This is a genomic window from Streptococcus troglodytae (genome assembly GCF_002355215.1).
Classification (GTDB): domain Bacteria; phylum Bacillota; class Bacilli; order Lactobacillales; family Streptococcaceae; genus Streptococcus; species Streptococcus troglodytae.
In genome coordinates, this window is sequence record NZ_AP014612.1 from 1,456,796 (window position 1) to 1,470,469 (window position 13,674).

At 38.1% G+C, this 13,674-nt stretch carries 9 protein-coding genes and 3 pseudogenes; 1 reads left to right on the top strand and 11 read right to left on the bottom strand.

The window, feature by feature from the left end; genetic code table 11:
• Nucleotides 1-232: 232 nt before the first annotated feature.
• The 11 genes and pseudogenes from SRT_RS07020 to acnA all read right to left on the bottom strand — a co-directional run bounded on the left by SRT_RS07020 (nt 233) and on the right by acnA (nt 13,138).
• Nucleotides 233-417, bottom strand: a pseudogene (locus tag SRT_RS07020) (macro domain-containing protein).
• 430 nt (nt 418-847) lie between these two features.
• Entirely contained in the window at nt 848-1,165 is a 318-nt protein-coding gene (locus SRT_RS07025) for a carboxymuconolactone decarboxylase family protein (RefSeq protein ID WP_128833559.1), read from the bottom strand.
• Nucleotides 1,166-1,200: 35 nt separating this feature from the next.
• Nucleotides 1,201-2,067 (bottom strand): aldo/keto reductase, encoded by an 867-nt coding sequence (locus tag SRT_RS07030; protein ID WP_128833560.1) that lies wholly within the window; start codon nt 2,065-2,067, stop codon nt 1,201-1,203.
• Between the two features lie 8 nt (nt 2,068-2,075).
• The gene (gene nmlR / locus SRT_RS07035; protein ID WP_128833561.1) at nt 2,076-2,459 is read right to left on the bottom strand and encodes a stress response transcriptional regulator NmlR; all 384 of its coding nucleotides are present in this window, start codon (nt 2,457-2,459) and stop codon (nt 2,076-2,078) included.
• Between the two features lie 673 nt (nt 2,460-3,132).
• Complete coding sequence (gene gapN / locus SRT_RS07040) at nt 3,133-4,560, bottom strand: NADP-dependent glyceraldehyde-3-phosphate dehydrogenase (RefSeq protein ID WP_128833562.1); 1,428 nt, start codon at nt 4,558-4,560, stop codon at nt 3,133-3,135.
• Between the two features lie 226 nt (nt 4,561-4,786).
• Nucleotides 4,787-6,519 (bottom strand): annotated as a pseudogene (ptsP, locus tag SRT_RS07045) (phosphoenolpyruvate--protein phosphotransferase).
• Nucleotides 6,520-6,523: 4 nt separating this feature from the next.
• Complete coding sequence (locus SRT_RS07050; protein WP_002262984.1) at nt 6,524-6,787, bottom strand: phosphocarrier protein HPr; 264 nt, start codon at nt 6,785-6,787, stop codon at nt 6,524-6,526.
• 165 nt (nt 6,788-6,952) lie between these two features.
• Nucleotides 6,953-7,748, bottom strand: a pseudogene (locus SRT_RS07055) (putative ABC transporter permease).
• Between the two features lie 417 nt (nt 7,749-8,165).
• Entirely contained in the window at nt 8,166-9,347 is a 1,182-nt protein-coding gene (icd, locus tag SRT_RS07060; RefSeq protein WP_128833563.1) for an NADP-dependent isocitrate dehydrogenase, read from the bottom strand.
• A 1-nt stretch (nt 9,348) separates the two neighbouring features.
• Nucleotides 9,349-10,467 carry a citrate synthase gene (locus tag SRT_RS07065; RefSeq protein WP_128833564.1) on the bottom strand — a complete coding sequence of 373 codons (1,119 nt, stop codon included), beginning with the start codon at nt 10,465-10,467 and terminating at the stop codon, nt 9,349-9,351.
• A gap of 4 nt (nt 10,468-10,471) precedes the next feature.
• Nucleotides 10,472-13,138, bottom strand: coding sequence for an aconitate hydratase AcnA (acnA, locus tag SRT_RS07070; RefSeq protein ID WP_128833565.1), 2,667 nt, complete (start codon nt 13,136-13,138; stop codon nt 10,472-10,474).
• Nucleotides 13,139-13,391: 253 nt separating this feature from the next.
• Between acnA and SRT_RS07075 the strand changes: the two genes are divergently transcribed.
• Nucleotides 13,392-13,616: a redoxin NrdH gene (locus SRT_RS07075; protein WP_002265418.1), complete on the top strand. Its 225-nt coding sequence runs from the start codon at nt 13,392-13,394 to the stop codon at nt 13,614-13,616.
• Nucleotides 13,617-13,674 lie beyond the last annotated feature (58 nt).

Consider the following 13,674-nt stretch of genomic DNA (forward strand, 5'->3'; position numbering starts at 1 on the left):
AATTCAATTAAAACAGCTATCCAAAGAACAAAGGTAGTTTGAAAACAATATCACAGTACAATAAAATACGATAGATAAATCCATTTACCCTAGTATTAAAAAACAGCCGCTCAGATTTTTGAACGACTGCTTTCTATCTTATGATATCCAGAGTTTCATTTTCTAATTAAGAGTATTGATTTTTTGGGAAACTTCAAGTGGAATGATAACAGCAAGTTTTTGGAAAAAGACTTCATCTGTTTTTAATGACCAAATCTAAACAAGATTGATAACAGGAAACCAACAAGTCCTTGGCTTTCTGACTAACCTGTCCTATAATAATAGGATCAACCGTATGCAAAACATACTTGGATAGAAGGTTAAAAGCAGATGTGATTTTGTTTGCCCAGTTGGCTCATCATGCCCTTGTTCTAACATCAACTGGTAACAGACCAGTCACAATTGAACTCCGGTCTATAAATGAATAACATTATCAATACAATTATGATTGGGATCAAAACAGCTCAGTAGTTTGCTGTTAACTGCATTAACAATGCCATCTGCTTTCAGCTTTGTAATATCTCCTCACCAAAGATAGATATTTCCGTGAACAGGCGTCAAATCATTTACATCTATCACACTTTTTTGACTAATTGATTTTGTAAATACTGATCTTGCAGGTGGATAAAGTCCTGACTAACATCTTCTGGCAAGCATTGATTCATCCAACCACGAAAAAACATGTCTTTGTTTACTCCTTAGGGTAAATCAACATTTAGTGCAATTAAATTTATCAGTTTATCAATTGTTTCCATATTTCAATCACCTTCGTCATGTCCTTCAAATATTAATGGCTTTTGTTTGATTTTTACTCCCATACGTCTTTGGCTAAGTTGAAAACTGCCCAAGCTTTTGGCCAGCCGACATAGAAAGCGACATGAGTAATGATAGCAGCAATTTCTTTCTTGCTTACACCATTGTTTTTGGCATTTTGCAAATGATAAACCAAAGAAGAGTCTGTAACGCCTGATGACATGAGAGCTACTACAGTAATAATGCAGCGCATTTTGAGATCAATATCCTGATTATTCCAGTTTTCACCAAAAAGCACATCATCATTGAAATGAGCAAATTCTGGAGCGAAATCACCAAGTCTATCACGCCCAGCGGTTTGTTTAATAGTCATAAGTTTTACCTTCTTTTTAATAGTATGATTCAGTTTTAATCATGAATTTTAACATTGAGAACACTTCTGACAAAATTAGGATCGAAATGTTTTGTCCGCGTATCTCCATAACCCATATCCAGCGAAGCTATTTTAGTCATCTCATCATTTGTTAGGCTGAAATCCCAAATAGCGAAATTCTCTTCAATACGCTCTTTGTGGGTGGATTTTGGGATGACAGCAACGCCGCGTTGAACATTCCAGCGCAACATGATTTGTCCAACAGTCTTTTGATGAGCACTAGCAATGTCCTGCAAAATAGCATTATTAAAAGCGTCATAACGTCCGCCGCCCAAAGGCGCCCATGCTTCTGGCACGACACCATAATAACGAGCAGTCTCCAGAGCATCTTCTTGAGTAAAGAATGGATGCAACTCAATTTGATTGACTGCTGGAATAACCGATACCGTTTCACAGAAATTCGTTAAAATATTAGGATAAAAATTGCTGACACCGATAGCTCTGAGCTTGCCTGTCTGATAGGCTTCTTCCAGAGCACGATAAGCACCAAAATAATCGCGCATAGCTTGATGCAAGAGATACAAGTCAAGATAACCCAAACCAAGATTTTTCAAAGAACGCTCAATACCCTTCTTAGCAGCCTCATAGTCCATGTCCTGTACCCAAAGTTTTGACGTGATAAAAAGCTCGTCCCGCGTCACTAAACCTTGCTCAATGGCTTCATGGATTGCTTCTCCCAATGCTTTTTCATTACCATAGACAGCCGCTGTATCAAAGAGTCGGTAGCCTGTTTTGATAGCATTAAGCACAGATTCCTTACAAATTTCTGGATCAGCCACCTGAAAGACACCAAAACCTAGAATAGGCATTTTCACACCATTTGATAAGACTACAGTTTCCATTCTTTTCCTCACTTTTCTGTAAATAATTCCTGTTCACGCTTTTTGATCATGTTTTGGTAATTCTCAATTTTGTAGTTAAGGCGTTCACGCGCTTGGTTAAGTTCGTACATACGAGCATCCATTTCATCACGCTGTTCTGTCAGCAAACGCAGCCGTGCTCTTTCTGTACCCTCTCCTTCTTCCAGAAGAGCAATGTATTCAATCAAGGCTTCAACACCCATGCCGGCTTTACGAAAACAGCGGACAAATTCCAAAATGCCAATCTCACGATCTGTAAAATCACGAACGCCAGATTTTGTTCTTGTAATCCGCGGCAAAAGGCCAATACGTTCGTAATAACGAATGGTATCAGCAGATACACCTGTTAACTCGCTAACTTTTTTGATATTCATAACACCATCTCTTTCTTTGATATTGATAGGTTTATTATAACCCTTGAAGTCCACTTCAAGTCAAGTTAAAACCAACGGAAAATCTAACTTATACTCCTTAAAAAGAAAAATAAAGACTGAAAATTATATAATAATCTCTTAGCAACTTGAAGATAAACTTGTTTTTTTATACATATATATTTTGAAACCCTGCAAATGCCAATTTAATTGGTGTTGATTTGTGAGCAAAGTGAGCCCTAATCGAGACTTTGTCTACACTCTGAATCTCTTAGTTTAATTTTAAAAATGTTTTGATAAACTTGATGAATGATCGAAAAGAGAGTGGGATAAAAATCAGTCAATCGTAATGAAATGACGATTTCAATTTTGTCGGTTCACCTTCCGAAAAGTGGATTAGGTATTGACATAAACCGACCTTCATGAACTTATATATGCTCCAACTGTTTTCCAAACAATTGGAGCTATCACTTGCAAAATAAAGGATACTTTAACAGTTCAATGGTCCGTTAAAAGGTTGAGTTCAAAAGCCAAAATGCGAAAATTCCCATCAACCACTGTGTTAAATTAAAACCTCTGCACAATAAAAAGGCTGGAACACTTTTGTTCCAACCTCACATACTGAACTCATATAACTACTACAACTGACAGATGAGCTCAAGTTTTTTTTAGATTATTATTTGATATCAAATACAACAGATTTAACAGTTGTCATCGCTTCAATAGAATATTTTACCCCTTGAATACCTGCACCTGATTTTTTAGCTCCTAAGAATGGGAAGTTGTCCGTGCCGCGCTGCGTCTTATTATTGATATGAACTGTACCAACTTCAAGCTGTTCAGCAATACCAAAAGCGCGTGGGAAATCATTTGTAAAGATAGAAGCCTGAAGTCCATATTCAGATTTGTTAGAAATTTCAATAGCTTCTTCTACAGATGTCACACGAATAATCGGAAGAACAGGACCAAATGGTTCTTCCCAAGCAAGACGCATATCTGTCGTTACCTTATCAAAGAGGACTGGACAGATAAGATTACCTTCACGCTTGATTTCAGTAAGAGCAGCGGCTCCTTTATCATTGGCATCATTAATAAGACCTTCTACATAATCAGCTGATTTTGTATCAATCAATGGTGTAATATCTGCATCGTCTTCTGGATTACCAATTGTTAACGCAAGGACTTTTTCACGGATTTTTTCAACCAGTTCATCAGCAACACTTTCCATCACAAGAACACGTTTAACTGCTGTACAGCGTTGACCTGAATAGCCAAAGGCACCTGCAATAATATTTTTAGCAGTCAATTCAAGGTCTGCATCTTCAAGAACGATGGCTGAATCTTTTCCACCGAGCTCAAGCATAATCGGACGCATACCAGCCATTTTGCCAATACGTTCCCCAATTCCTGTTGAACCAGTGAAATTGATAAAATTAACGGCTTGATGTTCTACAATATAGTCTCCAATTTCAGAACCACGACCTGTAATGGTATTAAAGACACCTGCAGGAAGTCCAGCTTCAGCAAATGCTTCAGCAAGTAAGAGCCCTGAGATTGAGCCTTGCGTCGGTGGTTTAAAAGCAATAACATTTCCTGCAATAAGAGCCGGTGCAATTTTCGAACCTGCCAAGTTAACAGGGTAGTTAAATGGTGAAATAGCCAAGACAAGGCCTACTGGTTCACGACGAACAACGGCAATTTTTTTCTTGCTGGCTGCTTCAAAACTGCCGCCTTCAAGGACTTCACCTTCCATACGAAGGCCTTCTTCAGCTGCATAATTAATGATTTCTGCAGTACGAACAACTTCGCTGACTGCTGATTTATAACCTTTAGCAACCTCTTTAGAAAGAACAGCACCTATTTTTTCTTTATCGCGCATCAAAATATCTGCTACCTTATGAAGGTAGGCAGCACGTTCTATGTATGAAAGTGCTCGCCAAGCTGGTTGAGCTTTCTTGGCTGAAGCATAAACATAATCTACTTCTTCAGTACTCATTGCTGGAACTGAACCCAATTCAGCTCCACTGGCTGGTTCGTAGATTCTAATTTCATTTTCTGAGAGCTTCCACTCGCCATTGACATAATTTTTATATTGTTTTGTCAAAGTAATGTCTCCTTTTTTACTGTAATAATTTTATTCTATCATTTTTTTCATTTTTTTCAATCTTTTGATACGATAAAATTCAGAAAATTAAAAAATTTCATTTTATTGTCAAGCAGCATATAATAGATTTGTCTTCAAAAAAGCAAACAAAAAGAAGAAAGTAAGATGGCTTCCTATGATTGTTGGGCAATCACAGACCTCAACTACTCCCTTCTTATTAAGCGAATTAGTCAAAATCAATATATTCTTTTCTAGCTCAAGAACTTCTTCCATTGTTGCACATTCTGTCAGAGCACGCTGAGCAAGTTCTTGCATTTTAGCAGTATCCAATTTCTTCATAAGACTGCGTGTGCGAAGAACCGACGTTGCAGACATTGAGAACTCATCAAGTCCAATACCAACAAGAAGGGGAACTGCTGTTTGGTCACCAGCCATTTCACCGCACATACCAGCCCATTTACCTTCAGCATGAGCAGCTTTAACCACACGGTCAACCAAGCGAAGAATGGATGGGTTATAAGGTTGGTAGAGGTACGATACTTGTTCATTCATACGATCAGCAGCCATTGTGTATTGAATCAAATCATTCGTACCGATTGAGAAGAAATCAACTTCTTTAGCAAATTGGTCAGCCAGCATTGCAGCTGCAGGAATTTCAATCATGATACCAACTTGAATATCATCTGAAACGGCAATGCCTTCAGCTTTAAGATTAGCTTTTTCTTCTTCCAGAATGCCTTTAGCTTTACGGAACTCATTGAGCAAAGCTACCATTGGGAACATGATACGCAATTGACCATGAACAGAGGCACGCAAAAGGGCACGCAACTGTGTGCGAAACATTTGATTGCCAGTTTCTGAAATTGAAATACGAAGTGCACGAAAACCAAGGAATGGGTTCATTTCTTTTGGAAGATCGAAATAAGGAAGTTCCTTATCACCACCAATATCCATCGTGCGGACAACAACCGGCTTACCATTCATACCTTCAAGAACAGCTTTGTAGGCTTCATATTGTTCATCTTCAGTTGGGAAATCTTGCGAATCCATGTAGAGGAATTCTGTACGATAGAGGCCAACTGCTTCAGCACCATTATTATTGACACCCTCAACGTCTTTAGGTGTACCAATATTGGCTGCCAATTCAAAGTGCTTACCATCAGCAGTAACCGTTTCAGCATCTTTAAGGAGAGCCCATTCTGCTTTTTGTTTAGCATAAGTCTCACCAGCTGCTTTGAACTCTGCAATTTGATCTTCAGTTGGATTAATAATCACTTGACCAGTAATTCCATTGACGGCAACAATATCACCATTTTTCACACGCTCTGTAATATCATTTGTACCAAGTACAGCAGCGATTTCAAGTGTACGTGCCATAATAGCAGAGTGGCTTGTGCGACCACCAATATTGGTCACAAAAGCTTTAACATAGTTAGCATCCAATTGAGCCGTATCAGATGGCGTTAAGTCATGAGCAATCACAATAGATTCTTCACTAATCGTTGCTGGATTTGGCAATTCAACACCAAGAAGATGTGCCAAAACACGCTTGGCAACATCGCGAATATCTGCAGCACGCTCTTGCATATAGGGATTGTCTTCCATATTTTCAAATAAGGTAACAAACATATCTGTCACTTCTTTGAGAGCACTTTCTGCATTAACTTCTTTTGAACGAATTGTCTCTTTAATCTGCCCAATCATCTCTGGGTCAGCAAGAACCATTAAATGAGCATCAAATACAGCTGCGGCTTCTTCACCAAGGGTATCTACTGCTTTTTGGCGGATAAGAGAAAGCTCGTTTTGAGAAGCTTCTAGAGCTGCATCCAAACGAGCCTCTTCTGCTTGTGTATCTGTGACTGAAACAGTCTCAAATGTTAAGTCCGGTTGAACAAGTAGATATGCCTTAGCAACAGCAACACCATCAGATGCTGCAATTCCTTTAAGCATTTCTGTCATATCTTTAGGCCAATCCTTCTTTAGTCATCGTTTCATTAATAGCTGCAATTGCATCATCTGCATCTGCACCTTCAGCAGTGATTGTAACATCAGCACCTTGACCAACACCAAGGCTCATAACACCCATAATTGACTTAAGGTTTACTGCTTTCCCTTTGTAATCAAGTGTAATATCTGAGGCAAACTTACTCGCTGTTTGAACAAGCAAAGTAGCTGGGCGTGCATGAATTCCTGTTTCTGCAACAATGTGAAAATCTTTTGAAGCCATAGTATGGTTCTCCTTTTTTAGTATGTGTTTTTTTGAATTATCAAATGATAACCCTTACAATTAGAAATTATAGCACAATGCTTTTTTATTTTCAATCTTTAAACCACTTTTTCTGAAAATAATCCATGAAAAAACAGTAAAGACAGTTATTGTCAAATCAGAAAACTACCTTTTCCTGAAATCTTTATTTTTTACAGAAGCCAGCTGCTTATGAACAGCTGTCACAAAAGGAGCATCCTTGAGTTTTAATTTGTGGTAATTGCGCAACATACGGCGTTGATGGAAGCGAAAAGGCTGAATACCTTTTTCTCGAAACATCTTTTCAATCTGCAAATGAAACTGTCTGAGACTCAGATAAAAAAGTCTGTTTCCTCTTCCAAATTTCCCCAGATTTCTCTTAAATATGCCTGAATATCCTTACCTTCCGCGCTCACTTTCTGCTCTAAAGATAAAGCTGCCCGCTGAAAGCTGGCCAAGTCACTCACTGTCCAAATAAAATCAATTGTCATAAACAGGGCTATACCCAAAGCCCACCAAGCATTCACCCTTACCAGCAGCTGCATAATTGAGGGCTGGATGAATTTCACAAGAAAACAACACCAAATCCCCAAAACAAAGAAATGCGAGGTGCAATTCGGCCTTTAATATTTCCTGCTTCTTGGCTGTAATCCCATAATTTCATATGAAATACCCTCTCCAAGAAACAAGCCGCCACATATTCAAAAACTGTCGCAATAATAAGACCGCTAAAAAACAAGATTGGCAAATTTTCCTGAAAGGGTTTCGTCAAAAACAAAACAGTTGTTACCGCAAAACCATAAACAGGACAGTAAGGCCCTGCTAAAAATCCACGATAGACAAACTGCTTATCTTTTAATGAACAGTAGACTGTTTCCCAAAGCCATCCGATAAAAGAATAAATAAAAAAGAGAAAAACAAGATTCGATATAGAATACCACATGAATTTACCTTCACTATTAAGATGTCAAAAATTTTTCTTGTTTTTTAATAGTGTCCTTCTATAAAATAATTTTACCATAACAGCCCTTTTCTTACACATTTAAAAATAATGAAAAGACTGAGATAAAAATATCCCAACCTTTTTTTATTGTGCAGTGTTCTCGTCTAATACAGTAATTATTGGAATTTTCGCAACTTGGCTTTTAAACTTAACCTTTTAATAGACCACTGAATTGTTAAAGTATCCTTTGCTCTGCAAGTAGCGTCCACAATCGTTTGAAAAACAGTTGGAACTTATCTAAGATCACGAAGGTCAGTTTATGTCAATATCTAATCAACTTTGCGGAAGGTGAACCAACAAAATCGAAATTACCATTTCATTACGAATTACCAATTTTTGTCCTATTCTCTAAAAAATCTATAAATAAGTCAATAAAACTTCAGAAAACTGACGGGTTGTCAATGCTTCAACCCCTAGTGCCTTGGCAAAATCAATGGTAACTTGACCATTTCCAATAGCTTTTTCAACAGCTTTCACGATTAAATCTGAGACTTTTGACCAACCAATATAGTCAAAAAGCATGCAGCCTGATAATAAAAGGGAAGATGGGTTAGCCAAATCTTGACCCGCAATATCTGGAGCCGTTCCATGAGTTGCTTCAAAAATAGCATGTCCCGTTTGATAGTTAATGTTAGCTCCGGGCGAAATACCAATTCCGCCAACTTGTGCCGCTAAGGCATCACTGGCATAGTCCCCATTGAGATTCGTTAAGGCAACTACATCAAAACGCTCAGGCTTGAGCAGAATTTGCTGCAAGAAATTGTCAGCAATAATATCATCAACTACCAATTGACCACTGGCAAGTTTGGCAGCGTACTCACGTTTTGCTAATTCATAGCCCCATTTTCTAAAGCCACCTTCAGTGAATTTTTGAATATTTCCTTTATGAACCAAAGTTACCTTGGTCAGATTATTGGTCAGAGCATATTCAATAGCTGCACGAATCAAACGTTGGCTGCCTTCGATTGAAATAGGTTTAATCCCTATACTACTGCTTTTAGGAAAACGAATTTTCTTAATCTGCATATCATCTTGTAAAAAGTTGATGACCTTTTGAACTTCTGCTGTACCCGCATTCCATTCAATACCTGCGTAAATATCCTCAGTATTTTCTCGAAAAATGGTAATAGCCGTTTTTTCAGGATGCTTAAGCGGACTAGGGACACCTTTGAAATAACGCACTGGACGCACACAGGCAAAGAGATCCAACTCTTGACGCAGAGCAACATTCAAGGAACGAACGCCGCCTCCAACAGGAGTTTCCAAGGGGCCTTTGATAGCCAGTAGATGCGTCTTGATAACTTCTAAAGTCTCATCAGGCAGCCAGTTGCCTGTTTCATCATAAGCTTTCTTTCCAGCTAAAACCTCACGCCAAACAACCTGCTTGTGACCTCCATAAGCTTTGGCAATGGCTTTATCAAAAACGATTTGCGCATTCTTCCAAATATCCTGACCAACACCATCTCCTTCAATGTAAGGTATGATAGGCTTATCAGGCACCTGTAATTTCCCTTCTTCAAATCTTACTGTTTCTGCCATCTTATCTCCTTTCAATAGGAATATAGCGTAACTTCCTCATACCAGTATAGTGAGAGCGCGGACGGATTAATTTGTTATTTTTTTGCTGCTCTTGAATATGGGCAATCCAACCCGAAACACGGCTCATGGCAAAGATTAAGGTGAAAATAGAACTATCAATACCTAAAACATGGTAAACGGTAGCTGAGTAAAAATCAACATTAGGAATTAGATTTTTCTTTTGCTTCATATAATTTTCAACTTTTTTGGATAATTGATACCAAATGTCACGCTCCGTTCCCTTGGTCAATTCTCTAGCCATTTCGCGCAAATATTTTTCCCGTGGATCTTGTGTCTGATAAACGCGATGCCCAAAGCCCATGATTTTTTCTTTAGAATTGAGTTTTTCTTGCAAGTAACTGTCAACATCACCGTATGCACGAATCTCTCTTAGCATGTCAAATACACGTTCATTGGCACCACCATGCAAGGGACCTTTTAAGGTTCCAATAGCTGTTGTTACACAAGAGTAAATATCTGATAGAGTTGAGGCACAAACTCTAGCTGCAAAGGTAGAAGCATTAAGTTCATGTTCAGCATGTAGAACAAGCGCACGATTCATAGCTAAAGTCTCCAGTTCACTTGGAAGGCGGCCATTTAACATATATAGAAAATTAGCAGCGAAACCAAGATCCTTTCTAGGAGCGATAGGAGACAGCCCCTGACGCAATCTTGCAAAGGCTGCAATAATGGTTGGTATCTTGGCCATCAACTGAATACTTTGGTCATAAGTGGCTTCTACACTTCTTTCCTCAGCTTTTAAATGATAAACGCCTAATAAACTTACCGTTGAACGCAAAACGCTCATGGGGTGCAGGTGCTGGCGCGATTGAATGAGAATACATTGTTCGATGGCATCACTTATCGCATAATTTTGGCGTAACTTCTCTTCAAATTGCTTCAGTTCAATTGCTGTTGGTAAATGAAGATTCCAAAGGAGGTAAATAACCTCTTCAAACCTAGCCTTATTGTCCATTAGGTCAGCAATATCATAACCTGCATACAAGAGTTTATTATCCTTGATGGCACTAATTCTTGTATCACAGGCAATCATGTTCTTTAAGCCATTTGTTTCTGCCATAGACTTAACCTCCATTCAATTTTTTACGCACAACCATCGGAAGAACACCGCCGTTTTGATAATAGCGAATATCAGCATCTGCATCAAAGCGTAAGAGCACTTGAAATTCTTTAGTCCCTTCCTTAGAAATAGCTTTTACCTTAACGATATCATGAACTTGTGGCTGCTCAGGAAGTTCCACGGTGTAAGTCTCGTATCCTGTTAATTGAAGACTATCAGCCGTTTGACTATCAAGAAATTGTAGAGGTAAAATTCCCATCATGACTAAATTAGAACGATGAATCCGCTCAAAGCTTTCTGCTAAGACGACCTTGACACCTAAAAGATTGGCACCTTTAGCAGCCCAATCACGACTAGAGCCCATACCATAGTCTTTTCCTGCAATAACGATAGTGGAAACATCGTTTTTCTTATAATTCATGGCAGCTTCATAAATCGGTAAGATTTCTCCTTCATATTTTGTGTAACCTCCGATTTTGCCATCAGCTAATTCATTTTTGATACGAATATTTGCGAAAGTTCCTCGCATCATGACCTCGTGATTACCACGACGGCTACCGTAAGAATTGAATTCAGCATAAGTCACCCCATTTTCTTCTAAATAGCGAGCTGCTGGGCTATTTCTCGCAATATTACCTGCTGGGGAAATATGATCTGTGGTTACAGAATCTCCAAACTTGGCTAAAACCTTTAATGCACTTAAGTCTATTTTGTTCTCAGTATTTGCCAAGTTTTCAAAATAAGGAGGATTTTGGATATAGGTAGAAGCTTGATTCCATTGGTAATTTTTTGAATTTTCTGTTTCGATCTGATTCCATTTTTGACTATCAGAAAAAATATGACCATATTCTTCTTCAAATAATTCAGCCGTTACAAACTGTTCAATATAAAACAGTACTTCTTCTTTTGCAGGCATGACATCTTCAAGATAAACAGCCTGACCATTTTTGTCATAGCCTAAAGGCTCAGAAGTTAAGTCAATATTGGTAGTACCTGCCAAAGCGTAAGCTACAACTAAAGACGGGCTAGCTAAGAAGTTAGCTTTGACAAGCGGATTGACCCGCCCTTCAAAATTCCGATTTCCTGACAGAACTGCACTAACTAATAAATCTTTCTCTTGAACAGCCTTGACAACTTCTGGAACTAAATCACCTGAATTACCGATACAAGTTGTACAACCGTAGCCAACCAAATTGAATCCAAGCTTATCCAGATAGGGTTGTAGGCCACTCTTTCGCAAATAAGCAGTAACCACTTTAGAACCTGGAGCTAAAGATGTTTTCACTGTTTTGGCAACCGAGAGACCACGCTCAACTGCTTTTTTAGCCAAAAGTCCAGCTGATAAAAGGACATAGGGATTAGAAGTATTGGTACAAGAAGTAATGGCTGCAATGGCAACATGACCTGTTTTGACTTCCAGTTCCTGACCATCATCCAAATAAACAGTCGCCTTTTTAGCCAACTCATCAGCTCCTAGACCAAAACCGCGGACACCAGACTGACGTACCAAACTCGCCTGAAATTCTTCTTTGGCTTGACCCAATTCAATCAAATCTTGAGGCCGTTTAGGGCCTGAAATAGAAGGTTTAATGGCTGATAAATCAATTTCAACTATTTTAGTGTAGGAAGGCAGATTTGTCATATCATGGTAAAGATGATTTCGCTTAGCATATTCTTTTGTTAGTGCAATATGTTCTGCTGAGCGATTGGTCAATTTCATATAATTTAAGGTTTCATTATCAATCGGAAAATAACCACAGGTTGCACCATATTCAGGTGCCATATTGGCAACCGTTGCGCGATCTGCCAAAGAAAGGCCAGCTAAACCGGGGCCAAAGAACTCAACAAACTTGCCAACAACATTTTCCAAGCGAAGCTTTTGGGTTACCTTAAGTGCTAAATCTGTAGCTGTCGCTACTTTAGGAAGCTCTCCATAAAGACGAACACCGATGACTTCTGGAATGGGAAAATAAGAAGCTTCTCCTAACATAGCTGCTTCAGCTTCAATACCACCGACACCCCAGCCTAAAACACCGATGCCATTGATCATGGTTGTATGGCTGTCTGTACCAAACATCGAATCGGGATACAAGAAACCATCCTTATTAATAATCACATCACTCAAAAATTCAATATTGACCTGATGAATAATACCTGTTGCTGGAGGAATGGCCCGATAATTCTCAAAAGTTTTTTCAGCCCATTTAAGAAATTCATAACGCTCATTATTTCGTTCAAATTCTAAATCAATATTAGCGTCAAATGCGTCTTGATTGCCAAAAAAATCAACTTGAACACTATGATCAATAACCAAATCCACTGGAATTTCAGGATTGATTAAATCTGGACTGCCACCATTTTTAACGACAGCATCCCGCATAGAAGCTAAGTCAACAACAACAGGAACACCTGTAAAATCCTGCAAAATGACTCGACTGGGTTTAAAAGGTACTTCTCCTTGAGGAGCTTTTGAATTATAATGAAAAAGAGTTTCTATGTTATGTTTTTTAACATCAATGTTATCATATTTTCTCAATAAACTTTCAAGTAAAACTTTAATCGTATAGGGGAGACTATCAAGCTCTATATTATAGTCTTTAGAAGCTTTTACCAAATCAATATAGTGATATTTTTGCTTATTTAACGTAAAAGTTGATGCATAATTAATCATAATCAGCCTCCTTTTTTCTTAATTAATTAAAATTATACAATTATCCGAATAATTAAACAAGAAAAATCTTGCATTTTATGTTATGTTTTATAACATAAAGATAGACAATTGGACCTAACACTATATCTTGTGGGATTTGAAAACTTTGGTACTATATTTTGTGTTTTTTTGAGCAACTTCCCTTGCTTTTTTTCTTATTTTTAGATATGCTAATAAAGCAACTTATAAAAGTTAAAAAATTTAGGAGGAAAAAATGGCTAAAATTACTGTTTTTTCAAAAAATAACTGTATGCAATGCAAAATGACTAAGAAGTTTCTGGAACAGCATAACGCTGATTTTGAAGAAATCAATATTGACGAACAACCAGAAAAAATCGAATATGTCAAAAGTCTAGGATTTACTGCTGCTCCTGTTATTGAAGCAGGCGATCTTGTCTTCTCGGGATTTCAGCCTGCTAAATTGAAGACCATTATTTAAGCAATTCGATAACAAAATCAGCAATAAGTTCATTAGTTGTGGCATTTCTGTACCACAA